The sequence below is a fragment of the Pseudomonas sp. GW821-FHT07B01 genome (assembly GCF_059419065.1).
Window position 1 is genome coordinate 1 of the sequence record NZ_JBWKRA010000033.1, and the last position, 23,767, is coordinate 23,767.

Sequence of the window (23,767 nt, forward strand, 5' to 3'; positions counted from 1 at the left end):
AGCCCGGCTCCCACAGGGGAATGCATTCCCAGGTGGGAGCCGGGCTTGCCCGCGATAGCGATCACAAGGGCAACGACTATCGAGCCTGAATGATGCTCAACCGCTCCCCCACCACCATCTCGGTAATCCAGTCCACCAGGATCGAGGTGTAGGCCTGTTGCGACACCGGGTCGCTCAAGGAATGGTCGGCGCCGTCGATGATGCGGTGGGTCAGGGAGTGGGTTTGCTGGCACGCCGCGCGGTAACTCATGATGGTGGCGTGGGGTACATGGTCGTCGGTTTCCGATTCGACAATCAGCACATCGCCGGTAAATTGCGCGCAGGCATGCAGGGCACGGTTGGTTTCGGCGTGCACGAGGGTGCCGCGGTAATCCATCAGGTCGGCTTTATCCAAGTCGCGCTTGGGCTTGAGCCATTCCTGGTCGCGGTACAGCGCCGGCACTCGCAGCGCCAGCCAACGTACCGGGCGCAATGAGGTGAGGATCGCTGCCAGGTAGCCGCCATAACTGGTGCCCACCACTGCCACCGCCGAGGTGTCGATAGCCGGGTGGGACAGCAGGCGGTCGTAGGCGGCCAGCAGGTCGCGCAGGTTGTCTTCGCGGGTGACGCGCGACAAAGGGATGCCGGTGCCAGCATGGCCACGCAGGTCGAAGGTCAGGCACACACACCCAAGGCCTGCGATACCTTTGGCCCGCTCCAGGTCGCGCTCCTGGCTACCGCCCCAGCCGTGCACGAACAACACACCGGGTACTTTGGACTTGGGACTGAGGAAGGTCCCGCTCATCTGCTCGTCGTCTATGTCGATGGTGATGCTCTCGCTTCTAGCCGTCATAAGTCTTGACCGTCACATATTTGAGTAGAAAGTCGCTGTTCTCGGCCGGGCCTCGGTATACCTCGATGGCATCCGCCGGCAGCGCTTGGTCTACATAGGTTTCTACCGAGGACACACGGATGGCCTTCAGGCCCGGGTGGTTGATAAAGCTCTGCAGCGCCGCGACCTCCGCGCTGCTGGCTCCGCCCATGCGCCACGATTGTTCGAGCACGCCACTACGGCGCTGGCCTGTGCTGTCCAGGCCTTGGGCGATGTCGTAGTTGCGGCGCGAGGCGAAGAAGCTTGGGTAGGCTTCGTCCGCAGCACGGTCGAAAACCAGCGCCTGTTCGATGGCCTCACGCACGTCTTCACGCAGATCCAGTTTGAGCAGGGCAGCATAATCACCGGGGACGACCAGCAGATCGGAACCGCCGTAGACCTCTTCCCCCTGCCCGTCTTGGGTCAGGTGCTGCTCGCCGCAGTAGCTAATGAGGTGATCGCCAATAAAACTCTGGCCCACACTGTGGGTGACCACTGCGTGCAGGTCTTGTTCCAGCACCACGCCTTCATTGAACATTCGGGCCGCTTCCGGGCGCGCCACTATGGCGTCGAACTCATCCAGGCTGTGGATAACTTCCTGCCCGCGCCCTGCACAGGCGTTCACGGGTTTCAGACGAATCGGGCCGCTGTAGAGCAAGCGGGTGGCGGCAGACCGCGCGTCCTCAAGGGCGAACACACTCACGCCGTCCAACACCACGTCACGCACGCGCTCGCAGAATGTCGGCGACCAGCCTTCGGGCGCCTTGGCCTCGGGACTCAACAGGCCATGCGTGATGGCCTTGGTGCAGATAAAAGCGTGATCGACATAGCCGCCCCACAGATCGCCAGGCCCCTTGATATTGAGCTGGCGCGCTTGGGCTGGCCCGACCAGGGTTTGCGTGGGCAGCAGATACAATTCCCGACCCGCATGCAGGGCCGGGTCGTAACTGCCACCGAACTTGAGCCCCAAGATCTGCGCCAGCCAGCGTGCGAGGGCGCGGTTGGTTTCGATTTCATGCAGGGGCGCCCCCTCTCGCATGGAGTGGGCGACCACCAACTTCTTGCGACTTATGGGGGTCATGCGGTCCCCTTTTCCATCAACCTTTGTGTAGCAATGAGGTTGCATGGATCAGGCCAACGCTATGATTGAGCGGATAGTTGTTAAATCAATCAGTTGCGCAAAAAGTGATGGCCGTTAGCCTGTTTTATTCTGCACGACCCGGGGCGAACCCTGCGGCGTTCTGCACGATTCAAACCCCGAAGCGGTTGCGGTAATCGCTGGGGGACAGGCCGGTGATTTTCTTGAAAATGGTACGAAAGGCACCGGGGTCTTGATAGCCCACGGTCCAGGCAATGTGATCGATGGTGCCGTTGGTGAACTCCAGCATCTGCCGCGCCTTGCCGACTCGCAGATGCTGACAGTACTCGGTGGGTTTCAGCCCGGTGGCGTTGCGAAAGCGGCGCAAGAACGTGCGCTCCTCCAGGTTCGCCTCCTGCGCCATCGCCGCCACGGACACATCCACCGCGCCACTGGCCTGCAGCCAATGCTGGACCTTGAGGACCGCACCATCACCATGCCTGAGAATCGGCGCAAAGTTGCTACCGCACTGGCTGGCACTGGCGCTGTGCTCGATCACCAGAAAGCGCGCAGTGTCAGCTGCAATGCTCGGCCCCATAAGCCGATCGACCAGGCGCAGGCCCAATTCCGACCAGGCCATAAGCCCAGCGGAGGTGATCAGGTCGCCGTCATCGACAATAGGTTTATCCGCTTCCAGTCGCACCGCCGGGTAACAGGCCGCAAAAGACTTCGCGGAGGACCAGTGGGTGGTGGCACTGCGGCCATCCAACAGGCCGCTGCGCGCCAGCATGATCGAGCCGATGCACACGCCGCCCAGCACGGTGCCGCCCGCATGTTGCAGGCGCAGCCATTCCAGCAGCGCAGGCGGCGCCTGGTCTTCGGTGAACTCTGCAATCGAGGGTGGCACCAACACGGCCATCATCGGTTGCTCGGGGCCTGGGTGGCTGTCGAACGTGCGCGCGGGCGTGCCGTGGGCATCTACCTGCCAGTGGCTGACCCGCAGCAGCGGTAATTGCGCAGATTCACGCTCGGCGGCGATGCGGTTAGCGACCCCGAACAGGTCGGTCAGCCCGTGGACTGCGGCGAGTTGCGCGCCCTGGTAGATCAACACACCCAGCTCGACAGTGCTGCGTTGCGCGGCCATTGTCAGTTTTCCCCCTGTTATTGTCGGTGCAGCCAATTCTCGGTGTGATCGCCAGCTAAGATACTAGGCCCATCAACCCATCACGAGGCAACACACATGGCCAAGCAGGCGCTCATCCTAATCGATATCCAGAACGACTACTTCCCCCAGGGCAAGTGGCCGCTCGACGGCGTGGAAGCCGCAGCGGACAAGGCGGCGCAGGTGCTCCAGGCGTTTCGACAAGCAGGCGATGCGGTGATTCATGTACGGCATGAGTTCGCTGGCGACGACGCACCGTTCTTCACACCGGGCTCCGAAGGCGCGCACTTGCATGCCAAGGTGCTCAACGAGGGCGAGGAACCGGTGGTGCTCAAACACTTCGTGAATGCGTTTCGCCAAACCAACCTGCGCGAACTGCTGGAACAGCGCAGCATCACCGACGTGGTGGTGGTAGGCAGCATGAGCCATATGTGCATTGACGCCGTGGTACGGGCGGCGGCGGACCTGGGCTACAAGGTTACGGTGATCCATGATGCCTGCGCGACCCGCGACCAGGAATTCAACGGGCAGGTGATTCCGGCGGCGCAGGTGCACGGGGCGTACATGGCCTCCCTGGCATTTGGCTATGCGGGTGTAGTGTCGGCAGAGGAATATCTGCAGGCCCAAGCAGCGGCTGCGTGACCGCCACCCGGGGCTGATCGCTTTAGCGTGTGGCGATGATGAACAGGCGCGGAAAGGGCAACAACACCGTGCCATCGGCCAGGGCTGGATAAGCCTGGGTAATTCGCGCCTGGTATTGCTGCAGGAAGGCGGCTTTTTCATCGTCGGTCAACGGTGCGAGAAAAGGCCGCAATGCCGAGGCCTTGAACCACTCCACCACCGCCGAGTGGTCCGCCAACGGGTGGTGATAGGTGGTGCGCCACACATCCACGGTGCTGCAATGCTTGGTCAGCAGCTCGTAGTAGTAACTGGCGGTGTGCCGCTCATTGTGTTTGACCGCCCCTATCTTCGCCGACCACGGGCCATCGGCCGCAACTTCACGGGCCAGGCGATGGGCGGGCTCGTCAAGGTTGTCCGGGGTTTGCACCGCCAGCGTACCGCCTGGGTTCAGTTGGTGGACCAAGTGCGGGTAGAGCGTGGCGTGGTCCGGCAGCCATTGCAGCGAGGCATTGGCCAGGATCACATCCAAGCGTTGCGCAGGGTGCCAGGCGCCGATATCTGCCAGCTCGAAGTTCAACCTGGGCAGGCGCTTGCGGGCCTCTACCAACATGTCATCGGAGCTGTCCATGCCCGTGATCTGTGCTTGGGGGAAACGCTCGGCCAGTACCTCGGTGGAGTTCCCCGGCCCGCACCCCAGGTCGACTGCGGTGCCCACGTCGGCGTTGGGAACTGCCGCAATCAAGTCACGGACAGGGCGAGTGCGCTGCTGTTCGAACATCGTGTACTGCTTGGCGGACCAGGTCATCACAGCCTTCCTTCTTTCTTAGAGGTGGCGACAGCCTAAATCTTGTGAACCATGAGAACAAATGCTGGGGTTGGTGTGCTGCCTGTACAAAGGCACCGTGCGCGCGACGCCTGGACGTCGACCATAAAAAAACCCCGATGCTTTCGCTATCGGGGGTTTTGTTTGTTCAGGGTCGGTCTTGGACCTTAGAACGGGATATCGTCATCAAAGCTGTCGAAATCCGGAGCCGGTTGCGGAGCAGCCTGCTGTGGTGCTGGGCGCGACTCACGCTGTGGCTGCTGGCTTGGCTGCGGACGCGACTGCTGTGGGCGCGGTGCCGAGTTGGACATGCCGCCCTGGCCCTGTTGGTCGCCCTGTGGACGGCCACCCAGCAGTTGCATGGTGCCTTGCATGTCGACCACGATTTCGGTGGTGTAGCGCTTGATGCCGTCTTTTTCCCACTCACGGGTTTGCAGTTTGCCTTCGATGTAGACCTGCGAACCTTTGCGCAGGTATTCACCGGCGATCTCTGCGACCTTGCCGAACATCGACACGCGGTGCCATTCGGTCTTCTCGACCTTCTGGCCGGTCTGCTTGTCGGTCCACTGTTCGCTGGTCGCCAGGCTCAGGTTGGTCACGGCGTTACCGTTAGGCAAGTAGCGAACTTCGGGATCCTGGCCGCAAGTACCGACCAATATGACTTTGTTAACCCCACGGGCCATAACGTTCTCCTAGGCTGGGCGCGCTGTCGGCACTGGGTTGACCAGTTGCTCGAGCGTCGCGCGATCCAATAATTCGGTGTCCAATTTGATGTAAATGGCCGCCTCTTCAGCGACCACGACTGCATCCGTTACCCCTACGACAGCCTTCAGGCGCTCTACCAGGCCGGCTTCGCGGATCGCCTCGGGCGATAGCGGCAAACGCAGACTGGTGACGTAGGGAGGTTCGCGCATGGTAACAGCAAAGACCAGCCAAAGTGCAGCCAGCCCGGCGCATCCGAGGAACACAACCGACAAACCGCCATGCTGGAACATCCAGCCGCCCATGATGCCGCCCAACGCGGAACCCAGGAACTGGCTGGTGGAATACACCCCCATGGCCGTGCCCTTGCCGCCTGCCGGTGAAACTTTACTGATCAGTGACGGCAACGACGCTTCGAGCAGGTTGAAGGCGGTGAAAAACACCACCGTACCAATCACCAATGCTCGCAGGCTGTCGCCGAACTGCCAGAAGAATAGTTCAGTGAGCATCAATGTCGCGACGGCGCCGAGTAAAACTCGTTTCATTTTGCGTTTCTTCTCGCCATAGATGATGAACGGGATCATGGCGAAGAACGAAATCAACAGCGCAGTGAGGTAGACCCACCAGTGCTGTTCCTTGGGCAGGCCGGCTTTTTCCACCAGGGCCAGGGGCAAGGCGACGAAGCTGCACATCAGCATGGCGTGTAATACGAAGATACCTAAATCCAGGCGCAGCAGGTCCGGGTGCTTGAGCGTCGGCAGCAACGCCTTGCGTGCGACGCCCGATTCACGATGCAGCAGGGTGCCGGTGGAGCGCGGCACCATAAAAGCCACGATCAGGATGCCGAACAACGCCATGCCGCCCGTGGCCAGGAACAGCCCATGCAAGCCGAACGCGCGCGTGAGCAAGGGGCCGACCACCATTGCCACGGCAAACGACAGGCCGATGGTCATGCCGATCATCGCCATGGCCTTGGTGCGGTGTTGTTCGCGGGTCAGGTCCGACAGCAGCGCCATCACGGCGGCGGAAATCGCACCGGCGCCCTGCAGGATGCGGCCGGCGATGACGCCCCAGATCGAATCGGATTGGGCCGCTAGCACACTGCCAAGGGCGAATACGATCAGCCCGAGATAGATCACCGGGCGACGGCCAATGCGGTCGGAAATAATCCCGAACGGGATCTGGAAAATCGCCTGGGTCAGGCCATAGGCACCAATCGCCAGGCCGATCAAGGCGGGGGTCGCACCTGCGAGATCCATCCCATAGGTGGCCAGCACTGGCAACACCATAAACATGCCCAGCATACGGAAGGCGAACACCAGGGCCAGCCCGCTTGCCGCTCGGGTCTCGCCGCTACTCATGCGTTCGCTGTGGGGATCGTGCATGGAAAAACCTCGTGTGAACCGGCGGCGATTCTACCAGTCCCATCGATTGAGAGGGTATATGCGGCGCTTTGCCGCGCAGCTTTCATGTAAGGCTGCAGGCGGCGTTTTGACAGTGTATATTCATCCAGTCTTTAGCCGTATACTCCGGCATCATTTACGCCCGCCGTGCGAGGCCATCTTGGACAAGATCCTGATTCGTGGGGCTAGAACCCACAACCTGAAGAACATCGACCTGACCCTGCCCCGGGACAAACTGATCGTCATCACCGGCTTGTCCGGCTCCGGCAAATCGTCCCTGGCGTTCGACACGCTGTATGCCGAAGGTCAGCGTCGCTATGTGGAATCGCTGTCGGCCTACGCCCGGCAGTTCCTGTCGATGATGGAAAAGCCCGATGTCGACACCATTGAAGGCCTGTCGCCGGCTATTTCCATCGAGCAGAAATCCACGTCCCACAACCCGCGCTCCACCGTGGGTACCATTACCGAAATCTACGACTATCTGCGCCTGCTGTATGCGCGCGTGGGCATTCCGCGCTGCCCGGACCACGATATTCCCCTGGAAGCCCAGACCGTCAGCCAGATGGTCGACCTGGTACTGGCCCAGCCAGAGGGCGCCAAGCTGATGCTGCTGGCGCCCGTCATTCGCGAGCGCAAGGGTGAACACCTGTCGGTCTTCGAAGAACTGCGTGCCCAGGGCTTCGTGCGGGCGCGCATCAACGGCAAGCTCTATGAGCTGGACGAAGCGCCGAAGCTGGACAAGCAGAAAAAGCACTCCATTGATGTGGTGGTCGACCGATTCAAGGTGCGCGCCGACTTGCAGCAGCGTTTGGCGGAATCGTTCGAAACCGCGCTGAAGCTGGCCGATGGCATTGCCCTCGTAGCGCCGATGGATGACGAGCCGGGCGAAGAGATCATCTTCTCCGCGCGCTTTGCGTGCCCCATCTGTGGCCATGCCATCAGTGAGCTGGAACCCAAGCTGTTTTCCTTCAACAACCCGGCCGGCGCCTGCCCGACTTGCGACGGCCTGGGTGTGAAGCAGTTTTTCGATATCAAGCGCCTGGTCAATGGTGACCTGACCCTGGCCGAGGGGGCGATACGCGGATGGGACAGGCGTAACGTCTACTATTTCCAGATGCTCGGATCATTGGCCTCGCACTACAAGTTCAGCCTGGAAGTGCCGTTCAACCAGCTGCCGGCAGACCAGCAGAAGGTCATTTTGCATGGCAGCGGTTCGCAGAATGTCGACTTCAAGTACCTGAACGACCGTGGCGATATCGTCAAGCGCTCGCACCCGTTCGAAGGCATCGTGCCGAACCTGGAGCGTCGCTACCGCGAGACCGAATCGGCAAGCGTGCGTGAAGAACTGGCAAAATTCCTCAGTACTCAGCCTTGCCCTGATTGCCGTGGCACCCGCCTGCGCCGTGAGGCACGTCACGTGTGGGTGGGCGAGAAGACCCTGCCAGCAGTGACCAACCTGCCGATCGGCGATGCGTGTGAATACTTTGGCGTACTCAAGCTCACCGGGCGACGCGGGGAAATTGCCGACAAGATCCTCAAGGAAATTCGCGAGCGTCTGCAGTTCCTGGTCAACGTTGGCCTGGACTACCTGTCGCTGGACCGCAGCGCCGATACCCTGTCTGGTGGTGAGGCACAACGTATTCGCCTGGCCAGCCAGATTGGCGCGGGCCTTGTGGGCGTGCTGTATATCCTCGATGAGCCGTCGATTGGCTTGCACCAACGGGATAACGACCGCCTGCTGGGCACGCTGAAACACCTGCGCGATATCGGCAATACCGTGATCGTGGTCGAGCATGATGAAGACGCTATCCGCCTGGCGGACTACGTGGTCGATATCGGCCCGGGCGCGGGTGTGCATGGTGGCCATATCGTTGCCGAGGGCACGCCTGCCGAAGTGATGGCACATCCGGACTCGTTGACCGGCAAATACTTGTCTGGCCGTGTGAAGATTGAAGTACCCGCCAAGCGAACGCCGCGTAACAAGAAGATGGCGCTGCATCTCAAGGGCGCGCGCGGGAACAACCTGCGCAATGTCGACCTGGAGATTCCGCTGGGCCTGCTGACCTGCGTGACCGGTGTTTCCGGTTCGGGCAAGTCGACGCTGATCAACAACACCTTGTTCCCACTGAGTGCCACCGCCCTGAACGGCGCGACCACTCTGGAAGCTGCGGCCCACGACAGCATCAAAGGCCTGGAGCATCTGGACAAGGTCGTCGACATCGACCAGAGCCCGATTGGACGCACACCGCGTTCCAACCCAGCCACCTACACCGGGCTGTTTACCCCTATCCGCGAGCTGTTCGCTGGCGTACCCGAGTCGCGCTCACGGGGTTATGGGCCGGGCCGGTTCTCGTTTAACGTCAAGGGTGGGCGCTGCGAAGCCTGCCAGGGCGACGGCCTGATCAAGGTTGAGATGCACTTCCTGCCCGACATCTACGTGCCGTGCGATGTGTGCAAGAGCAAGCGCTACAACCGCGAGACCCTGGAGATCAAGTACAAGGGCAAGAGCATCCATGAAACCCTGGAGATGACAATCGAGGAAGCTCGCGAGTTCTTCGACGCGGTGCCGGCGTTGGCGCGCAAGCTGCAGACGCTGATGGATGTAGGCCTGTCGTACATCAAGCTGGGGCAATCAGCGACCACGCTGTCGGGTGGTGAAGCGCAGCGGGTCAAGCTGTCTCGCGAGCTGTCCAAGCGTGATACCGGCAAAACCTTGTACATCCTCGATGAGCCGACCACTGGCCTGCACTTCGCGGATATCCAGCAGTTGCTGGACGTACTGCACCGCTTGCGGGACCACGGCAATACCGTGGTGGTGATTGAGCACAACCTTGATGTGATCAAGACGGCCGACTGGCTGGTAGACCTGGGGCCGGAAGGTGGTTCTAAGGGTGGCCAGATCATCGCAGTGGGCACTCCGGAGCAGGTTTCCGAAATGTCTCAATCGCACACCGGTTACTACTTGAAACCGTTGCTGGAACGCGACAGGGCCTGATTTTTTCATCGCCCAATAAAAAGCCCCTGCCACTTTGCGGTGACAGGGGCTTTTTTATAGCCGGGAATCAGAACTGCGATTGCAGGTAATTCTCCAGGCCGATCAGCTTGATCAGGCCCAACTGCTTTTCCAGCCAGTAGGTGTGATCTTCTTCGGTGTCATTCAACTGCACCCGCAATATTTCCCGGGTGACATAGTCGTTGTGCTGTTCGCAAAGCTCAATGCCCTTGCAGAGTGCGGCACGGACCTTGTACTCAAGGCGAAGATCGGCGGCGAGCATGTCCGGCACTGTGGTACCCACGTCCAGATCATCAGGACGCATACGCGGCGTGCCTTCGAGCATCAGAATGCGGCGCATCAGGGCGTCAGCGTGCTGTGCCTCTTCTTCCATTTCGTGGTTGATACGCTCATAGAGCTCGGTAAAGCCCCAGTCTTCGTACATACGCGAATGGATGAAATATTGGTCACGAGCTGCCAGTTCGCCCGTCAGCAACGTGTTGAGGTAATCGATTACGTCGGGGTGACCTTGCATCGCCCTACATCTCCCTGCTTGAAAGACTGTAGTTTGAACCATGCTGACTTGAAGGTCACGGGACAAACGGCAGAAAAGTGAAGATTTCCGGAGAAAAGTAGCTGAAATAACGCAAAAACCGCCCAAATGAGGGCGGTTCTGCTTATCGTTTAGAGTCAGTTAAGCGATACACCCAATGCCTTTGCAATTGCTTCTCCATAAGCCGGGTCGGCCTTATAGAAGTGCTGCAGTTGACGCTGGACCACATCGCTGGAAACGCCACCCATAGCACCGGCGATGTTATTGGTGAGCAGGGCTTTCTGCTCATCATTCATCAGACGGAACAGCGCACCGGCGTGGCTGTAGTAGTCCGTATCTTCGCGGTGATCGTAACGATCGGCGGCGCCGCTCAGGGCCAGTGCTGGCTCTGCATATTGCGGGGCTTGTTTCGGTGCGTCGGCATAGCTGTTTGGCTCGTAGTTCGGAGCCGCCCCACCATTGCTGCCAAAAGCCATGGAACCGTCACGCTGGTAGCTGTTAACCGGGCTACGTGGTGCGTTCACCGGCAGTTGCTGGTGGTTGGTGCCCACACGGTAGCGGTGCGCATCGGCGTAGGCAAAAACCCGACCTTGCAGCATACGGTCCGGCGACAGGCCAACGCCTGGGACCATGTTGCTTGGGCCAAATGCGGCCTGCTCGACTTCGGCGAAGTAGTTCTGCGGATTACGATTGAGCTCCAGCTCACCCACTTCAATCAACGGGAATTCTTTTTGCGACCAGGTCTTGGTCACGTCAAACGGGTTCTCGTAATGGGCGTTCGCCTGTGCCTCGGTCATGATCTGGATGCACACGCGCCACTTGGGGAAGTCACCGCGCTCGATTGCACCAAACAGATCACGCTGGGCGTAATCAGGATCGGTTCCCGCCAAGCGGGCGGCCTCGGCCGGCGCCAGGTTCTTGATGCCTTGCTTAGTCTTGTAGTGCCACTTCACCCAATGACGCTCACCCTTGGCATTGATCAGACTGTAAGTGTGGCTGCCGAAACCATGCATGTGGCGATAGCCGTCTGGAATCCCGCGGTCCGAAAACAGAATAGTGACCTGGTGCAACGCCTCAGGGGAGTGCGACCAGAAATCCCACATCATCTGCGCGCTTTTCAGGTTGCTCTGCGGCAGGCGTTTCTGGGTGTGGATAAAATCCGGGAACTTCAGCGGATCACGGATAAAGAACACAGGGGTGTTGTTACCGACGATGTCCCAGTTGCCTTCCTCGGTGTAGAACTTCAAGGCGAAACCACGTGGATCGCGCTCAGTGTCGGCCGAACCGCGCTCCCCACCCACCGTGGAGAAACGCAAGAACGTAGGCGTCTGCTTGCCAACGGACTCGAACAATTTGGCGCTGGTGTATTCGGTAATGTCTTTTGTCACCGTGAAGGTACCGAAGGCACCCGAACCTTTGGCGTGCACGCGACGCTCAGGGATGTTTTCACGGTTGAAGTGAGCGAGCTTCTCGATCAGGTGAAAATCGTCGAGCAGCAAGGGGCCACGAGGGCCGGCGGAACGTGAGTTCTGATTGTCCGCAACGGGCGCGCCGCTGGCGGTGGTAAGGACTTTATTCTGGCTCATGCGCATCTTCCTCAGGTCGGGCTTGAAACTGCCGGCTAATCGGCTTGGAGGGAGTATTGACCATCCACATGACACCTACAAATTCATTAAATTGTAGGCTTCAATAGAAAATAACTACCAACATGCCCGACGCTCATAGTGAAGCGTGTCGCCTGAAGATTCTTGTACGCAACGCGCTTTTGTTACGCGCACAAAAAACCGGGCACTAGGCCCGGTTCTTCGTTGCAGCTTGTCGTATTACTCGGCGCTTACAGCTTCGCCGGCAGTAGCACGATCAACCAACTCGACGTACGCCATAGGCGCGTTGTCGCCAGCGCGGAAACCGCACTTGAGGATGCGCAGGTAGCCGCCCTCACGGGTAGCGTAACGCTTGCCCAGGTCGTTGAAGAGCTTACCAACGATAGCTTTCGAACGAGTACGGTCGAAAGCCAGACGGCGGTTAGCCAGGCTGTCTGTCTTGGCCAAAGTGATCAGCGGCTCAGCAACGCGACGCAGTTCTTTAGCTTTCGGCAGTGTAGTTTTGATCAGCTCGTGCTCGAACAGCGACACCGCCATGTTTTGGAACATGGCCTTGCGGTGCGAGCTGGTACGGCTCAGGTGACGACCACTTTTACGATGACGCATGGTTCATTCCTTACCAAACTCACGTTCGGTGATTACGACGATCAGGCAGTCGCCTTGTCGTCCTTCTTAAGACTTGCAGGCGGCCAGTTGTCGAGGCGCATGCCGAGGGACAGACCGCGGGAGGCCAGAACGTCCTTGATTTCAGTCAAGGATTTCTTGCCCAGGTTCGGAGTCTTCAACAGTTCTACTTCGGTGCGCTGGATCAGGTCACCGATGTAGTAAATGTTTTCCGCCTTAAGGCAGTTAGCCGAACGTACAGTCAGTTCCAGATCGTCAACCGGGCGAAGCAGGATCGGATCGATCTCGTCTTCCTGCTCGATTACCACTGGTTCGCTGTCACCTTTGAGGTCGACGAACGCAGCCAACTGCTGTTGCAGAATGGTTGCAGCGCGGCGGATAGCCTCTTCAGGATCCAGGGTACCGTTGGTTTCCAGATCAATAACCAGCTTGTCCAGGTTAGTACGCTGCTCGACACGGGCGTTTTCCACCACGTATGCGATACGGCGAACCGGGCTGAACGAAGAGTCAAGCTGCAAGCGACCAATGCTGCGGCTTTCGTCTTCATCGCTCTGACGCGAGTCGGCCGGTTCATAACCACGACCACGAGCTACAGTGAGCTTCATGTTCAGGGCGCCGTTAGACGCCAGGTTAGCGATTACGTGATCGGGGTTAACGATCTCGACATCATGATCCAGCTGAATATCGGCAGCGGTAACCACCCCCGAACCCTTCTTCGACAAGGTCAGCGTAACTTCGTCACGGCCGTGCAGCTTGATAGCCAGACCTTTAAGGTTCAACAGGATTTCAATTACGTCTTCCTGTACACCTTCGATGGCGCTGTACTCGTGGAGCACACCGTCAATCTCGGCCTCGACTACTGCACAGCCGGGCATTGAGGACAACAGGATGCGGCGCAGCGCGTTGCCCAGGGTGTGGCCAAAACCACGCTCGAGAGGCTCGAGAGTAATTTTGGCGCGGGTTGGACTGACAACCTGCACATCAATGTGGCGGGGTGTCAGGAACTCATTTACCGAAATCTGCATGGATGCACCTATTTTCTAGCCCTTACTTGGAGTAGAGCTCGACAATCAGGCTTTCGTTGATGTCGGCGGACAGATCACTGCGAGCAGGAACGTTCTTGAAAACGCCCGACTTCTTCTCAGTGTCTACTTCTACCCATTCTACGCGGCCACGTTGGGCACACAGATCGAGAGCTTGGACAATGCGAAGTTGGTTTTTTGCTTTCTCGCGAACTGCGACCACGTCACCAGCACGAACCTGGTAGGACGGAACGTTTACGGTCTGACCGTTAACGCTGATCGACTTGTGCGATACCAGCTGACGGGATTCGGCACGAGTCGAACCAAAGCCCATACGGTATACAACGTTGTCCAGACGGCATTCGAGCAGTTGCAGCAGGTTTTCACCGGTTGCACCTTTCTTGCCAGCAGCTTCTTTGTAGTAGCCGCTGAACTGACGCTCGAGAACGCCGTAGATACGACGGACCTTCTGCTTTTCACGCAGTTGGGTGCCGTAGTCGGACTGGCGACCGCGGCGTTGGCCGTGGATACCAGGTGCTGCTTCAATGTTGCACTTCGATTCGATCGCGCGCACGCCGCTCTTCAGGAAGAGATCGGTGCCTTCGCGACGAGCGAGTTTGCATTTTGGACCAATGTAACGAGCCATTCTTTACAATCTCCTGGATTACACGCGGCGCTTCTTCGGCGGACGGCACCCGTTGTGCGGGATTGGCGTCACGTCGGTGATGCTGGCGATCTTATAGCCACAGCCGTTCAAAGCACGGACAGCAGACTCACGACCTGGACCTGGACCTTTGACGTTAACGTCGAGGTTTTTCAGGCCATATTCCAGCGCAGCTTGACCAGCACGTTCAGCAGCTACTTGAGCAGCGAACGGGGTGGACTTGCGGGAACCGCGGAAACCCGAACCACCGGAGGTAGCCCAAGAAAGCGCGTTACCTTGACGGTCGGTGATGGTCACGATGGTGTTGTTAAAAGATGCATGGATGTGGGCGATGCCATCAACCACTGTCTTTTTAACTTTTTTACGAGGACGAGCAGCAGGTTTTGCCATGATAATTTTCCTGTCGATTCGCTGGGGCGATTACTTGCGGATCGGCTTACGCGGACCTTTACGGGTACGCGCGTTAGTCTTGGTACGCTGACCGCGTACTGGAAGACCACGACGATGACGCAGACCGCGATAGCAACCGAGGTCCATCAAACGCTTGATTTTCATGTTGATTTCGCGACGCAGGTCACCTTCAGTGGTGAACTTCGCCACTTCGCCACGCAGCTGTTCAATCTGCTCGTCGCTCAGATCCTTGATCTTAGCGGCTGGGTTTACCCCAGCAACTGCGCAAATTTTCTGCGCAGTAGTGCGACCAACACCATAGATGTAGGTCAGCGAGATAACAGTGTGCTTGTTATCTGGAATGTTAACGCCTGCAATACGGGCCATTCAGTGGGACTCCAATTGACAGCTACCTACGCCCCGGAAGCCAAGAAATAGGGCGCGAGATAATATCGCTGTAATAACAAATAATCAACCCGGCAGCGCACTAGCTGCCGGGCTTCAAGCGGATCACACTCAGCCTTGGCGCTGTTTGTGACGCGGTTCCGCGCTGCAAATTACTCGAACAACACCTTCGCGGCGAATAATCTTGCAGTTACGGCACAGCTTTTTCACCGATGCACGAACTTTCATCACCAACTCCTCGAACCTTATGGGGTACTCAGCGCAACATGCCGCTGCCGTAGCCCTTCAGGTTGGCTTTCTTCATCAGGGATTCGTACTGGTGCGAAACGAGGTGCGATTGTACTTGGGACATGAAGTCCATCACAACCACGACCACGATCAGCAACGAGGTCCCGCCAAGGTAGAACGGAACGTTTGCTGCAACCACCAGGAACTGGGGCAACAAGCACACGGCCGTCATATATAGAGCACCGAACAGGGTCAAACGAGTCAGAACGCCATCAATGTAGCGTGCCGACTGCTCACCTGGACGGATGCCCGGAATAAAGGCACCGGACTTCTTCAGGTTTTCCGCTACGTCTTTCGGATTGAACATCAACGCCGTATAGAAGAAGCAGAAGAAAATAATCCCTGCACTAAACAGCAGAATATTCAACGGCTGACCAGGAGCGATCGACTGAGAGAGGTCCTGCAGCCAGCCCATATTTTCAGACTGACCAAACCAGGTACCCAACGAAGCCGGAAACAGCAAGATGCTGCTCGCGAAAATTGCCGGAATAACACCGGCCATATTCACTTTCAGCGGCAAGTGGCTGGTCTGCGCAGCGAAGACCTTACGGCCCTGCTGACGCTTGGCGTAGTGAACAGCAATACGACGCTGGCCACGCTCAATGAACACCACAAAACCGATAATCGCTACTGCCAGCAAACCGATGGCAACCAAGGCGAAGATATTGATATCACCCTGACGCGCAGACTCGAAAGACTGCCCGATTGCTCTCGGAAGACCGGCGACGATACCTGCGAAAATCAACATCGAGATACCGTTGCCAACACCACGCTCAGTAATCTGCTCACCCAGCCACATCATGAACATCGCACCAGCCACAAACGTGGATACCGCGACGAAATGGAAGCCAAAGTCACCAGTGAACGCAACGCCCTGCCCCGCCAGGCCAACGGACATGCCGATAGCTTGAACCAGGGCGAGGACGACAGTGCCGTAGCGGGTGTACTGGCTAATCTTGCGACGGCCAGCTTCACCTTCCTTCTTCAACTGCTCCAGCTGCGGGCTGACGGCTGTCATCAGCTGCATGATGATCGATGCCGAGATATACGGCATGATCCCCAGTGCAAAGATGCTCATCCGCTCCAGCGCGCCGCCGGAAAACATGTTGAACAAGCTAAGAATGGTCCCCTCATTCTGTCGAAACAGGTCTGCGAGTCGGTCCGGGTTGATACCTGGAACCGGGATGTGTGCGCCTATTCGGTAGACGATAATCGCCAGGAACAGAAAACGCAGACGAGCCCAAAGTTCAGACATACCGCCTTTGCCGAGCGCTGAGAGAGCACCTTGCTTAGCCATTTATTCCTCGAACTTGCCGCCAGCTGCTTCGATAGCCGAACGCGCACCTTTGGTGGCGCCGATTCCCTTGCCGATAGTGACAGCGCGAGTCACTTCACCGGACAGCATGATTTTCACACGCTGTACGTTGACGTTGATCACGTTGGCATCTTTCAGGGTCTGCACAGTAACGATGTCGCCTTCCACTTTAGCCAGCTCGGACAGACGCACTTCTGCGCGATCCATGGCTTTCAGGGATACGAAACCGAACTTGGGCAGGCGACGATGCAGCGGCTGTTGACCGCCTTCAAAGCCTGGAGCAATGGTGCCACCGGAGCGGGAGGTTTGACCCTTGTGGCCACGGCCACCGGTCTTACCCAAACCACTACCGATACCACGGCCCGGACGATGCTTTTCGCGACGGGAACCCGGCGCTGGACTCAGATCATTGAGTTTCATCGATTAACCCTCTACACGCAGCATGTAGTAAGCCTTGTTGATCATCCCGCGATTCTCGGGAGTATCCTGGACTTCTACAGTGTGACCGATGCGACGCAGACCCAAACCTTTAACGCACAATTTGTGGTTAGGGATGCGGCCGGTCATGCTTTTGATCAGCGTTACTTTAACGGTAGCCATGATCAGAAGATCTCCTTGACAGTCAGACCACGCTTGGCAGCGATGGACTCAGGAGATTGCATAGCCTTCAGACCCTTGAAAGTGGCGTGAACCACGTTTACCGGGTTAGTCGAGCCGTAGCACTTGGCCAGAACGTTCTGAACGCCAGCAACTTCGAGGACAGCACGCATAGCGCCGCCAGCGATGATACCGGTACCTTCAGAAGCAGGCTGCATGTACACCTTCGAAGCGCCGTGAGCAGACTTCATTGCGTACTGCAGAGTGGTGCCGTTCAGATCAACCTGGATCATGTTGCGACGAGCAGCTTCCATCGCCTTCTGGATCGCGGCAGGCACTTCACGTGACTTGCCACGGCCGAAGCCAACACGCCCTTTACCATCACCCACCACGGTCAACGCGGTGAAAGTGAAGATACGGCCGCCTTTAACGGTTTTGGCTACGCGGTTAACTTGAACCAGCTTCTCAATGTAGCCTTCGTCGCGCTTTTGGTCGTTATTTGACATAACTTAGAACTCCAGCCCAGCTTCACGAGCAGCATCAGCCAGCGCTTTCACGCGGCCATGGTACTTGAAGCCAGAGCGGTCGAAAGCCACTTGCGAGACGCCAGCGGCCTTAGCACGCGTAGCGACCAGCTGGCCAACCTTTGTGGCCGCGTCGATGTTGCCAGTGGCACCATCACGCAGTTCTTTATCCAAAGTCGAGGCGCTTGCCAGGACTTTGTTGCCGTCGGCCGAGATGACCTGGGCGTAGATGTGCTGCGACGAGCGGAACACGCAGAGACGCACGACTTCGAGTTCGTGCATTTTCAGGCGTGCTTTGCGAGCGCGACGCAGTCGAGTAACTTTTTTGTCGGTCATTTGCTATGCCCTACTTCTTCTTGGCTTCTTTACGACGGACGACTTCGTCCGCGTAGCGCACACCTTTGCCTTTGTACGGCTCTGGTGGACGGAAGTCGCGGATCTCAGCGGCCACTTGACCTACCAGCTGCTTGTCGATGCCCTTGATCAGGATATCGGTCTGGCTAGGAGTCTCAGCAGTGATGCCCGCTGGCAGTTCGTAATCCACTGGGTGCGAGAAGCCAAGGGCAAGGTTCAAAACCGTGCCTTTTGCTTGCGCTTTGTAACCAACACCGACCAGCTGGAGCTTACGCTCGAAGCCTTGGCTTACGCCTTGGACCATGTTGTTTACCAACGCACGCGTGGTACCGGCCATTGCGCGAGTTTGTTGATCGCCATTGCGAGCAGCGAAACGCAGCTCACCAGCTTCTTCAACGATCTCAACGGACGAATGGATGTTCAGTTCAAGAGTACCCTTGGCACCCTTCACCGAAAGCTGTTGGCCTGCGAATTTGACTTCGACACCGGCTGGCAGCTTAACGGGGTTCTTAGCGACGCGAGACATGCTTATCCCCCCTTAGAACACAGTGCAAAGAACTTCGCCGCCGACACCGGCAGCGCGCGCAGCACGATCCGTCATCACACCTTTGTTGGTGGAGACGATAGACACGCCCAGACCGCCACGAACTTTCGGCAGATCTTCAGCGGACTTGTACTGACGCAGGCCTGGACGGCTAACGCGCTTCACTTCCTCGATGACCGAACGGCCTTCGAAGTACTTCAGCTCGATGGACAGCAGTGGTTTGATTTCGCTGCTGATCTGATAACCCGCAATGTAGCCTTCGTCTTTCAGGACTTTGGCAACAGCTACCTTCAACTTGGAAGATGGCATGCTTACGACGGACTTTTCAGCCATCTGGGCATTACGGATACGAGTTAGCATGTCCGCTAACGGGTCCTGCATACTCATGGGCTAGACGCTCCTAATACAAAAAAATTAGCCTTGCGGCTACATATGTCGCCGAGAATCTCCGAGCACAAAAAACACGGGCTCAGGCGAGCCGCGTATTTTAGACATACTCCAGAAATGAAACAAGCCCCAAAAGGGGCTTGATCCAGATTCAAGGTCACCGGCGGTCAGTATCTTGCGATTCCGACCACCTGGACGTTGAAAGTACTTACCAGCTGGCTTTAACCAGACCTGGTACGTCACCACGCATTGCCGCTTCACGCAGTTTGTTACGGCCGAGGCCGAACTTGCGGTAAACGCCGTGTGGACGACCGGTCAGGCGGCAGCGGTTACGCATGCGCGAAGCGCTTGCGTCACGTGGCTGCTTCTGCAGAGCAACTGTAGCTTCCCAACGCGCTTCTGGACTTGCGTTCAGATCGACGATGATTGCTTTCAGTGCTGCACGCTTCTTGGCGTACTTGGCAACCGTGAGCTGACGCTTCAGCTCGCGGTTTTTCATGCTCATCTTGGCCATGGTCCTACTCCAATCAGTTGCGGAACGGGAATTTGAACGCACGCAGCAGAGCGCGGCCTTCATCATCGTTCTTGGCAGTGGTGGTCAGGGTGATGTCCAGACCGCGGAGAGCATCGATCTTGTCGTAGTCGATTTCCGGGAAGATGATCTGCTCTTTCACGCCCATGCTGTAGTTACCACGACCATCGAAGGACTTGGCATTCAGGCCGCGGAAGTCGCGGACCCGAGGCAGGGAGATCGACAGCAGACGATCCAGGAATTCGTACATACGCTCACGGCGCAGAGTCACTTTGACGCCGATCGGCCAACCTTCACGGACTTTAAAGCCAGCGATGGATTTCCGAGCGTAAGTCACAACGACTTTTTGACCGGTGATCTTTTCCAGGTCAGCAACAGCGTGCTCGATGACTTTTTTGTCGCCGATCGCTTCGCCCAGACCCATGTTCAGGGTGATTTTGGTGACGCGCGGAACTTCCATCACGTTCCCGAGCTTAAGTTCTTCCTTAAGCTTAGGGGCGATTTCCTTCCGGTAAATCTCTTGTAGTCGTGCCATGGTCTAATCTACCTAGCAGTGTTCAAGCATCAACCGCTTTTTGGGTCGACTTGAAGACACGAATTTTCTTACCGTCTTCTACTTTGAAACCAACGCGGTCAGCCTTGTTGGTTTCGCCGTTGAAGATGGCGACGTTAGAAGCATCCAGCGGAGCTTCTTTCTCGACGATACCGCCCTGCACGCCCGACATCGGGTTAGGCTTGGTATGACGCTTGACCAGGTTCAGACCACCGATAACCAGACGGTTATTAGCGAGAACCTTAAGCACCTTACCGCGCTTACCTTTGTCTTTGCCGGCGATCACGATGATCTCGTCGTCACGACGAATCTTTTGCATGTCGGATCTCCTTACAGCACTTCTGGGGCGAGCGAGACGATCTTCATGAACTTCTCAGTACGAAGTTCACGGGTCACTGGCCCAAAGATACGGGTGCCGATCGGCTCTTGCTTGTTGTTCAGAAGAACAGCAGCGTTGCCATCAAAGCGGATAATGGAGCCATCAGCACGACGTACGCCGTGACGAGTGCGGACTACAACAGCAGTCATCACTTGGCCTTTTTTCACCTTACCGCGAGGAATTGCTTCCTTCACGGTAACCTTGATGATGTCACCGATACCAGCGTAACGACGATGGGAGCCACCCAGCACCTTGATGCACATAACACGGCGAGCGCCGCTGTTATCGGCCACATCGAGCATGGATTGAGTCTGAATCATATAATTTCTCCGACCCCTAGTCCTTAGACTTCCACAGCGCGTTCGAGAACATCAACCAGTGCCCAAGACTTGGTCTTGGCCATCGGACGAGTTTCACGAATAGTGACTTTGTCGCCGATGTGGCACTGATTGGTTTCGTCGTGCGCGTGCAGCTTAGTCGAACGCTTAACATATTTACCGTAGATCGGGTGCTTAACGCGACGCTCGATCAAAACGGTGATGGTTTTGTCCATCTTGTCGCTGACAACACGGCCAGTCAGCGTACGGACAGTCTTTTCGGCTTCAGCCATGATCACTTACCTGCCTGCTGGTTGAGCACAGTCTTCACGCGAGCGATGTCACGCTTAACTTGCGAGAGCAGATGAGACTGCCCCAACTGGCCAGTTGCTTTCTGCATACGCAGATTGAACTGGTCGCGCAGCAGGCCGAGCAGTTGCTCGTTCAGCTGCTGTGCGGATTTTTCACGAAGTTCATTCGCTTTCATCACATCACCGTCCGTTTAACAAAGGAGGTGGCGAGCGGCAGCTTTGCAGCAGCCAGGGCGAAAGCCTCACGCGCCAGCTCTTCAGAAACACCCTCGATTTCATACAGGACTTTGCCTGGCTGAATCTGGGCTACCCAGTATTCCACGTTACCCTTACCTTTACCCATCCGAACCTCGAGAGGTTTTTTGGAGATCGGCTTGTCCGGGAATACACGGATCCAGATCTTGCCGCCACGTTTTACGTGACGGGTCAGAGCACGACGCGCTGACTCGATCTGACGAGCGGTGAGACGACCACGAGCTACAGACTTCAGCGCGAACTCGCCGAAGCTGACTTTGCTACCGCGCTGAGCCAGACCACGGTTGTGGCCTGTCATCTGCTTGCGGAACTTCGTACGCTTAGGTTGCAACATTTGGCGTACCCCTTACTTAGCAGCTTTTTTACGAGGCGCTGGTGCTTGTGGTTTCAGTTCTTCTTGGCGACCACCAATTACTTCGCCTTTGAAGATCCAAACCTTTACACCGATCACACCGTAAGTGGTGTGAGCTTCGTAGTTGGCATAGTCGATGTCGGCACGCAGGGTGTGCAGTGGCACACGACCTTCGCGATACCATTCAGTACGTGCGATTTCAGCACCGCCGAGACGACCGCTCACTTGGATTTTGATGCCTTTGGCACCAATGCGCATGGCGTTCTGTACGGCGCGCTTCATAGCGCGACGGAACATTACGCGACGCTCCAGCTGCTGAGCTACGCTCTGCGCAACCAGCATACCGTCGAGCTCCGGCTTGCGGATCTCTTCGATATTGATGTGCACAGGCACACCCATTTGCTTGGTCAGGTCCTGACGCAGTTTCTCAACATCTTCACCTTTCTTCCCGATAACGATACCTGGACGAGCGGTGTGGATGGTGATACGTGCAGTTTGCGCCGGACGATGGATATCGATACGGCTTACGGACGCGCTTTTTAGTTTGTCTTGGAGATACTCACGCACCTTCAGATCAGCGAACAAGTAGTCCGCATAAGTCCGACCGTCTGCGTACCAGACGGAGGTGTGCTCCTTGACGATTCCCAGGCGAATGCCAATGGGATGTACTTTCTGACCCATCTCTTCGACTCCGTTACTTGTCAGCAACCTTGACAGTGATATGGCAAGACCGCTTGACGATGCGATCAGCACGGCCTTTGGCACGTGGCATGATGCGCTTCAGCGAACGCCCTTCGTTGACGAAAACGGTGCTGACCTTCAGGTCATCAACGTCTGCGCCTTCGTTATGCTCGGCGTTGGCTACGGCCGACTCCAGCACTTTCTTCATGATCTCGGCGGCTTTCTTACTGCTGAAAGCCAACAGGTTGAGCGCTTCGCCCACCTTCTTCCCGCGGATCTGGTCGGCGACCAAGCGGGCTTTCTGGGCGGAGATTCGAGCGCCCGACAACTTAGCGGCTACTTCCATTTCCTAACCCCTTAACGCTTGGCTTTCTTGTCTGCCACGTGCCCACGATAAGTGCGGGTACCGGCAAACTCGCCCAGTTTGTGGCCGACCATGTCTTCGTTAACGAGAACTGGGACGTGTTGACGACCGTTGTGTACAGCGATGGTCAAACCGACCATTTGTGGCAGGATCATCGAACGACGCGACCAGGTCTTAACTGGTTTGCGATCGTTCTTTTCCGCCGCCACTTCGATCTTCTTCAGTAGGTGAAGATCAATAAAAGGACCTTTTTTCAGAGAACGTGGCACTGTCGTATCCCTCTATTTACTTGCGACGACGGACGATCATTTTGTCGGTACGCTTATTACCACGAGTCTTCGCGCCCTTAGTCGGGAAGCCCCATGGCGATACCGGATGACGACCACCAGAGGTACGACCTTCACCACCACCGTGTGGGTGGTCAACCGGGTTCATGGCAACACCACGAACGGTTGGGCGAACGCCACGCCAGCGTTTGGCACCAGCTTTACCCAACGAACGCAGGCTGTGCTCGGAGTTCGAGACTTCACCCAAGGTCGCACGGCATTCAGCCAGTACTTTACGCATCTCACCAGAACGCAGACGCAGGGTCACGTAGACACCTTCACGAGCGATCAGCTGAGCCGAAGCACCAGCGGAACGAGCGATCTGTGCGCCTTTACCTGGCTTCAATTCGATGCCGTGTACGGTGCTACCAACTGGAATGTTACGCAGTTGCAGAGCGTTGCCCGGCTTGATCGGTGCCAGAGCACCTGCGATCAGCTGGTCGCCAGCACTCACGCCTTTAGGGGCGATGATGTAGCGACGCTCGCCATCTGCGTACAGCAGCAGAGCGATGTGAGCAGTACGGTTTGGATCGTATTCGATACGCTCGACAGTGGCAGCGATGCCATCTTTGTCGTTGCGACGGAAATCGACCAGACGATAATGCTGCTTATGGCCACCACCGATGTGACGAGTGGTAATGCGACCATTGTTGTTACGACCACCAGACTTCGATTTTTTCTCGAGCAGCGGTGCGTGAGGAGCGCCTTTATGCAGCTCCTGGTTGACCACCTTGACCACAAAACGGCGGCCAGGGGAAGTCGGTTTGCATTTAACGATTGCCATGATGCACCCCT

The 23,767-nt window shown here is 57.4% G+C and carries 34 protein-coding genes; 2 read left to right on the forward strand and 32 right to left on the reverse strand.

Annotation, left to right across the window (positions count from 1 at the left end; genetic code table 11):
• Positions 1-76: 76 nt before the first annotated feature.
• The 3 genes from AC07S6_RS25185 to AC07S6_RS25195 form a co-directional block, all read right to left on the reverse strand.
• Positions 77-832, reverse strand: coding sequence for an alpha/beta hydrolase family protein (locus AC07S6_RS25185; RefSeq protein ID WP_019818878.1), 756 nt, complete (start codon positions 830-832; stop codon positions 77-79).
• Positions 822-1,931 (reverse strand): DUF3182 family protein, encoded by a 1,110-nt coding sequence (locus AC07S6_RS25190; RefSeq protein ID WP_495113287.1) that lies wholly within the window; start codon positions 1,929-1,931, stop codon positions 822-824. Before AC07S6_RS25190 ends, AC07S6_RS25185 begins: the two co-directional genes overlap by 11 nt.
• A 169-nt stretch (positions 1,932-2,100) precedes the next feature.
• On the reverse strand, positions 2,101-3,072 hold the full coding sequence (locus tag AC07S6_RS25195; RefSeq protein WP_495113288.1) for a GlxA family transcriptional regulator: 972 nt from the start codon (positions 3,070-3,072) through the stop codon (positions 2,101-2,103).
• 96 nt (positions 3,073-3,168) lie between these two features.
• On the opposite strand from AC07S6_RS25195, the gene AC07S6_RS25200 reads away from it, so the two are divergent.
• Entirely contained in the window at positions 3,169-3,732 is a 564-nt protein-coding gene (locus AC07S6_RS25200; protein ID WP_019818884.1) for a cysteine hydrolase family protein, read from the forward strand.
• A gap of 22 nt (positions 3,733-3,754) precedes the next feature.
• On the opposite strand, the gene tam is transcribed toward AC07S6_RS25200, so the two are convergent.
• From tam to AC07S6_RS25215, 3 genes are all read right to left on the reverse strand, one after another.
• A complete protein-coding gene (gene tam, locus AC07S6_RS25205) occupies positions 3,755-4,516 on the reverse strand; it encodes a trans-aconitate 2-methyltransferase (RefSeq protein ID WP_495113289.1) in 762 nt (253 codons plus the stop codon).
• Between the two features lie 185 nt (positions 4,517-4,701).
• Positions 4,702-5,217 carry a single-stranded DNA-binding protein gene (locus AC07S6_RS25210; RefSeq protein WP_003232445.1) on the reverse strand — a complete coding sequence of 172 codons (516 nt, stop codon included), beginning with the start codon at positions 5,215-5,217 and terminating at the stop codon, positions 4,702-4,704.
• Positions 5,218-5,226: 9 nt separating this feature from the next.
• Positions 5,227-6,621 carry an MFS transporter gene (locus AC07S6_RS25215; protein ID WP_495113290.1) on the reverse strand — a complete coding sequence of 465 codons (1,395 nt, stop codon included), beginning with the start codon at positions 6,619-6,621 and terminating at the stop codon, positions 5,227-5,229.
• A gap of 178 nt (positions 6,622-6,799) precedes the next feature.
• Between AC07S6_RS25215 and uvrA the strand changes: the two genes are divergently transcribed.
• A complete protein-coding gene (gene uvrA, locus AC07S6_RS25220) occupies positions 6,800-9,634 on the forward strand; it encodes an excinuclease ABC subunit UvrA (protein ID WP_495113291.1) in 2,835 nt (944 codons plus the stop codon).
• 67 nt (positions 9,635-9,701) lie between these two features.
• Here uvrA and bfr read toward each other — a convergent pair whose 3' ends face one another.
• The 26 genes from bfr to rplB form a co-directional block, all read right to left on the reverse strand.
• Positions 9,702-10,166 carry a bacterioferritin gene (bfr, locus tag AC07S6_RS25225; RefSeq protein ID WP_003176400.1) on the reverse strand — a complete coding sequence of 155 codons (465 nt, stop codon included), beginning with the start codon at positions 10,164-10,166 and terminating at the stop codon, positions 9,702-9,704.
• 155 nt (positions 10,167-10,321) lie between these two features.
• Positions 10,322-11,770: a catalase gene (locus tag AC07S6_RS25230; protein WP_495113292.1), complete on the reverse strand. Its 1,449-nt coding sequence runs from the start codon at positions 11,768-11,770 to the stop codon at positions 10,322-10,324.
• Positions 11,771-12,007: 237 nt separating this feature from the next.
• A complete protein-coding gene (gene rplQ / locus AC07S6_RS25235; protein WP_003176402.1) occupies positions 12,008-12,394 on the reverse strand; it encodes a 50S ribosomal protein L17 in 387 nt (128 codons plus the stop codon).
• A gap of 41 nt (positions 12,395-12,435) precedes the next feature.
• Positions 12,436-13,437: a DNA-directed RNA polymerase subunit alpha gene (locus tag AC07S6_RS25240; protein WP_003176403.1), complete on the reverse strand. Its 1,002-nt coding sequence runs from the start codon at positions 13,435-13,437 to the stop codon at positions 12,436-12,438.
• A gap of 22 nt (positions 13,438-13,459) precedes the next feature.
• The gene (gene rpsD, locus AC07S6_RS25245; protein ID WP_003176404.1) at positions 13,460-14,080 is read right to left on the reverse strand and encodes a 30S ribosomal protein S4; all 621 of its coding nucleotides are present in this window, start codon (positions 14,078-14,080) and stop codon (positions 13,460-13,462) included.
• Positions 14,081-14,098: 18 nt separating this feature from the next.
• Positions 14,099-14,488 carry a 30S ribosomal protein S11 gene (gene rpsK, locus AC07S6_RS25250; protein WP_002555466.1) on the reverse strand — a complete coding sequence of 130 codons (390 nt, stop codon included), beginning with the start codon at positions 14,486-14,488 and terminating at the stop codon, positions 14,099-14,101.
• 30 nt (positions 14,489-14,518) lie between these two features.
• Entirely contained in the window at positions 14,519-14,875 is a 357-nt protein-coding gene (rpsM, locus tag AC07S6_RS25255; protein WP_003194635.1) for a 30S ribosomal protein S13, read from the reverse strand.
• Positions 14,876-15,004: 129 nt separating this feature from the next.
• Positions 15,005-15,121 (reverse strand): 50S ribosomal protein L36, encoded by a 117-nt coding sequence (gene rpmJ / locus AC07S6_RS25260; RefSeq protein WP_002555468.1) that lies wholly within the window; start codon positions 15,119-15,121, stop codon positions 15,005-15,007.
• Positions 15,122-15,149: 28 nt separating this feature from the next.
• Complete coding sequence (secY, locus tag AC07S6_RS25265; protein WP_003194637.1) at positions 15,150-16,478, reverse strand: preprotein translocase subunit SecY; 1,329 nt, start codon at positions 16,476-16,478, stop codon at positions 15,150-15,152.
• Positions 16,479-16,916 carry a 50S ribosomal protein L15 gene (gene rplO / locus AC07S6_RS25270; RefSeq protein WP_003176407.1) on the reverse strand — a complete coding sequence of 146 codons (438 nt, stop codon included), beginning with the start codon at positions 16,914-16,916 and terminating at the stop codon, positions 16,479-16,481.
• Positions 16,917-16,919: 3 nt separating this feature from the next.
• On the reverse strand, positions 16,920-17,096 hold the full coding sequence (rpmD, locus tag AC07S6_RS25275; RefSeq protein ID WP_003176408.1) for a 50S ribosomal protein L30: 177 nt from the start codon (positions 17,094-17,096) through the stop codon (positions 16,920-16,922).
• A 2-nt stretch (positions 17,097-17,098) separates the two neighbouring features.
• Entirely contained in the window at positions 17,099-17,599 is a 501-nt protein-coding gene (rpsE, locus tag AC07S6_RS25280) for a 30S ribosomal protein S5 (protein ID WP_003176409.1), read from the reverse strand.
• A gap of 3 nt (positions 17,600-17,602) precedes the next feature.
• Complete coding sequence (rplR, locus tag AC07S6_RS25285; protein WP_003186037.1) at positions 17,603-17,953, reverse strand: 50S ribosomal protein L18; 351 nt, start codon at positions 17,951-17,953, stop codon at positions 17,603-17,605.
• A gap of 10 nt (positions 17,954-17,963) precedes the next feature.
• Positions 17,964-18,497: a 50S ribosomal protein L6 gene (gene rplF / locus AC07S6_RS25290; RefSeq protein ID WP_003194640.1), complete on the reverse strand. Its 534-nt coding sequence runs from the start codon at positions 18,495-18,497 to the stop codon at positions 17,964-17,966.
• 12 nt (positions 18,498-18,509) lie between these two features.
• Positions 18,510-18,902 carry a 30S ribosomal protein S8 gene (rpsH, locus tag AC07S6_RS25295; protein WP_003176413.1) on the reverse strand — a complete coding sequence of 131 codons (393 nt, stop codon included), beginning with the start codon at positions 18,900-18,902 and terminating at the stop codon, positions 18,510-18,512.
• 208 nt (positions 18,903-19,110) lie between these two features.
• Positions 19,111-19,416 (reverse strand): 30S ribosomal protein S14, encoded by a 306-nt coding sequence (gene rpsN, locus AC07S6_RS25300; protein WP_003176414.1) that lies wholly within the window; start codon positions 19,414-19,416, stop codon positions 19,111-19,113.
• 13 nt (positions 19,417-19,429) lie between these two features.
• Entirely contained in the window at positions 19,430-19,969 is a 540-nt protein-coding gene (gene rplE, locus AC07S6_RS25305) for a 50S ribosomal protein L5 (protein ID WP_003194642.1), read from the reverse strand.
• A gap of 22 nt (positions 19,970-19,991) precedes the next feature.
• Positions 19,992-20,306 carry a 50S ribosomal protein L24 gene (gene rplX / locus AC07S6_RS25310; RefSeq protein ID WP_003176416.1) on the reverse strand — a complete coding sequence of 105 codons (315 nt, stop codon included), beginning with the start codon at positions 20,304-20,306 and terminating at the stop codon, positions 19,992-19,994.
• An 11-nt stretch (positions 20,307-20,317) separates the two neighbouring features.
• Positions 20,318-20,686: a 50S ribosomal protein L14 gene (gene rplN, locus AC07S6_RS25315; RefSeq protein WP_002555479.1), complete on the reverse strand. Its 369-nt coding sequence runs from the start codon at positions 20,684-20,686 to the stop codon at positions 20,318-20,320.
• A 23-nt stretch (positions 20,687-20,709) separates the two neighbouring features.
• Positions 20,710-20,976, reverse strand: a complete 267-nt coding sequence (gene rpsQ / locus AC07S6_RS25320; protein ID WP_003194644.1) for a 30S ribosomal protein S17 — start codon at positions 20,974-20,976, stop codon at positions 20,710-20,712.
• A 2-nt stretch (positions 20,977-20,978) separates the two neighbouring features.
• The gene (gene rpmC, locus AC07S6_RS25325) at positions 20,979-21,170 is read right to left on the reverse strand and encodes a 50S ribosomal protein L29 (RefSeq protein ID WP_002555481.1); all 192 of its coding nucleotides are present in this window, start codon (positions 21,168-21,170) and stop codon (positions 20,979-20,981) included.
• Entirely contained in the window at positions 21,170-21,583 is a 414-nt protein-coding gene (gene rplP / locus AC07S6_RS25330) for a 50S ribosomal protein L16 (protein ID WP_003176421.1), read from the reverse strand. Before rplP ends, rpmC begins: the two co-directional genes overlap by 1 nt.
• Before the next feature lie 12 nt (positions 21,584-21,595).
• Entirely contained in the window at positions 21,596-22,282 is a 687-nt protein-coding gene (rpsC, locus tag AC07S6_RS25335; protein ID WP_003176422.1) for a 30S ribosomal protein S3, read from the reverse strand.
• 13 nt (positions 22,283-22,295) lie between these two features.
• Complete coding sequence (rplV, locus tag AC07S6_RS25340) at positions 22,296-22,628, reverse strand: 50S ribosomal protein L22 (RefSeq protein WP_003103908.1); 333 nt, start codon at positions 22,626-22,628, stop codon at positions 22,296-22,298.
• 11 nt (positions 22,629-22,639) lie between these two features.
• Positions 22,640-22,915 (reverse strand): 30S ribosomal protein S19, encoded by a 276-nt coding sequence (rpsS, locus tag AC07S6_RS25345; RefSeq protein WP_002555486.1) that lies wholly within the window; start codon positions 22,913-22,915, stop codon positions 22,640-22,642.
• A gap of 16 nt (positions 22,916-22,931) precedes the next feature.
• Entirely contained in the window at positions 22,932-23,756 is an 825-nt protein-coding gene (rplB, locus tag AC07S6_RS25350; protein ID WP_003186055.1) for a 50S ribosomal protein L2, read from the reverse strand.
• Positions 23,757-23,767: the final 11 nt, after the last annotated feature.

Coding starts and splice junctions, on each gene's coding strand:
- rplR (WP_003186037.1), bottom strand. CDS start 17,953: ATGACCGACAAAAAAGTTACTCGACTGCGTCGCGCTCGCAAAGCACGC.
- rpmD (WP_003176408.1), bottom strand. CDS start 17,096: ATGGCTACCGTTAAAGTAACGCTGATCAAAAGCATGACCGGCCGCATC.
- rpsK (WP_002555466.1), bottom strand. CDS start 14,488: ATGGCAAAACCTGCTGCTCGTCCTCGTAAAAAAGTTAAAAAGACAGTG.
- AC07S6_RS25195 (WP_495113288.1), bottom strand. CDS start 3,072: ATGGCCGCGCAACGCAGCACTGTCGAGCTGGGTGTGTTGATCTACCAG.
- AC07S6_RS25190 (WP_495113287.1), bottom strand. CDS start 1,931: ATGACCCCCATAAGTCGCAAGAAGTTGGTGGTCGCCCACTCCATGCGA.
- rpsM (WP_003194635.1), bottom strand. CDS start 14,875: ATGGCCCGTATTGCAGGCGTTAACATTCCAGATAACAAGCACACTGTT.
- AC07S6_RS25185 (WP_019818878.1), bottom strand. CDS start 832: ATGACGGCTAGAAGCGAGAGCATCACCATCGACATAGACGACGAGCAG.
- AC07S6_RS25230 (WP_495113292.1), bottom strand. CDS start 11,770: ATGAGCCAGAATAAAGTCCTTACCACCGCCAGCGGCGCGCCCGTTGCG.
- rplX (WP_003176416.1), bottom strand. CDS start 20,306: ATGCAAAAGATTCGTCGTGACGACGAGATCATCGTGATCGCCGGCAAA.
- AC07S6_RS25240 (WP_003176403.1), bottom strand. CDS start 13,437: ATGCAGATTTCGGTAAATGAGTTCCTGACACCCCGCCACATTGATGTG.
- rplE (WP_003194642.1), bottom strand. CDS start 19,969: ATGGCACGACTACAAGAGATTTACCGGAAGGAAATCGCCCCTAAGCTT.
- AC07S6_RS25200 (WP_019818884.1), top strand. CDS start 3,169: ATGGCCAAGCAGGCGCTCATCCTAATCGATATCCAGAACGACTACTTC.
- rplO (WP_003176407.1), bottom strand. CDS start 16,916: ATGAAACTCAATGATCTGAGTCCAGCGCCGGGTTCCCGTCGCGAAAAG.
- rpsC (WP_003176422.1), bottom strand. CDS start 22,282: ATGGGTCAGAAAGTACATCCCATTGGCATTCGCCTGGGAATCGTCAAG.
- rpsN (WP_003176414.1), bottom strand. CDS start 19,416: ATGGCCAAGATGAGCATGAAAAACCGCGAGCTGAAGCGTCAGCTCACG.
- rpsD (WP_003176404.1), bottom strand. CDS start 14,080: ATGGCTCGTTACATTGGTCCAAAATGCAAACTCGCTCGTCGCGAAGGC.
- rpmC (WP_002555481.1), bottom strand. CDS start 21,170: ATGAAAGCGAATGAACTTCGTGAAAAATCCGCACAGCAGCTGAACGAG.
- rplV (WP_003103908.1), bottom strand. CDS start 22,628: ATGGAAGTAGCCGCTAAGTTGTCGGGCGCTCGAATCTCCGCCCAGAAA.
- rpsQ (WP_003194644.1), bottom strand. CDS start 20,976: ATGGCTGAAGCCGAAAAGACTGTCCGTACGCTGACTGGCCGTGTTGTC.
- tam (WP_495113289.1), bottom strand. CDS start 4,516: ATGACCTGGTCCGCCAAGCAGTACACGATGTTCGAACAGCAGCGCACT.
- AC07S6_RS25210 (WP_003232445.1), bottom strand. CDS start 5,217: ATGGCCCGTGGGGTTAACAAAGTCATATTGGTCGGTACTTGCGGCCAG.
- rpsE (WP_003176409.1), bottom strand. CDS start 17,599: ATGTCAAATAACGACCAAAAGCGCGACGAAGGCTACATTGAGAAGCTG.
- rplF (WP_003194640.1), bottom strand. CDS start 18,497: ATGTCTCGCGTCGCTAAGAACCCCGTTAAGCTGCCAGCCGGTGTCGAA.
- rplQ (WP_003176402.1), bottom strand. CDS start 12,394: ATGCGTCATCGTAAAAGTGGTCGTCACCTGAGCCGTACCAGCTCGCAC.
- rplN (WP_002555479.1), bottom strand. CDS start 20,686: ATGATTCAGACTCAATCCATGCTCGATGTGGCCGATAACAGCGGCGCT.
- rpmJ (WP_002555468.1), bottom strand. CDS start 15,121: ATGAAAGTTCGTGCATCGGTGAAAAAGCTGTGCCGTAACTGCAAGATT.
- AC07S6_RS25215 (WP_495113290.1), bottom strand. CDS start 6,621: ATGCACGATCCCCACAGCGAACGCATGAGTAGCGGCGAGACCCGAGCG.
- rpsH (WP_003176413.1), bottom strand. CDS start 18,902: ATGAGTATGCAGGACCCGTTAGCGGACATGCTAACTCGTATCCGTAAT.
- rplB (WP_003186055.1), bottom strand. CDS start 23,756: ATGGCAATCGTTAAATGCAAACCGACTTCCCCTGGCCGCCGTTTTGTG.
- secY (WP_003194637.1), bottom strand. CDS start 16,478: ATGGCTAAGCAAGGTGCTCTCTCAGCGCTCGGCAAAGGCGGTATGTCT.
- rplP (WP_003176421.1), bottom strand. CDS start 21,583: ATGTTGCAACCTAAGCGTACGAAGTTCCGCAAGCAGATGACAGGCCAC.
- bfr (WP_003176400.1), bottom strand. CDS start 10,166: ATGCAAGGTCACCCCGACGTAATCGATTACCTCAACACGTTGCTGACG.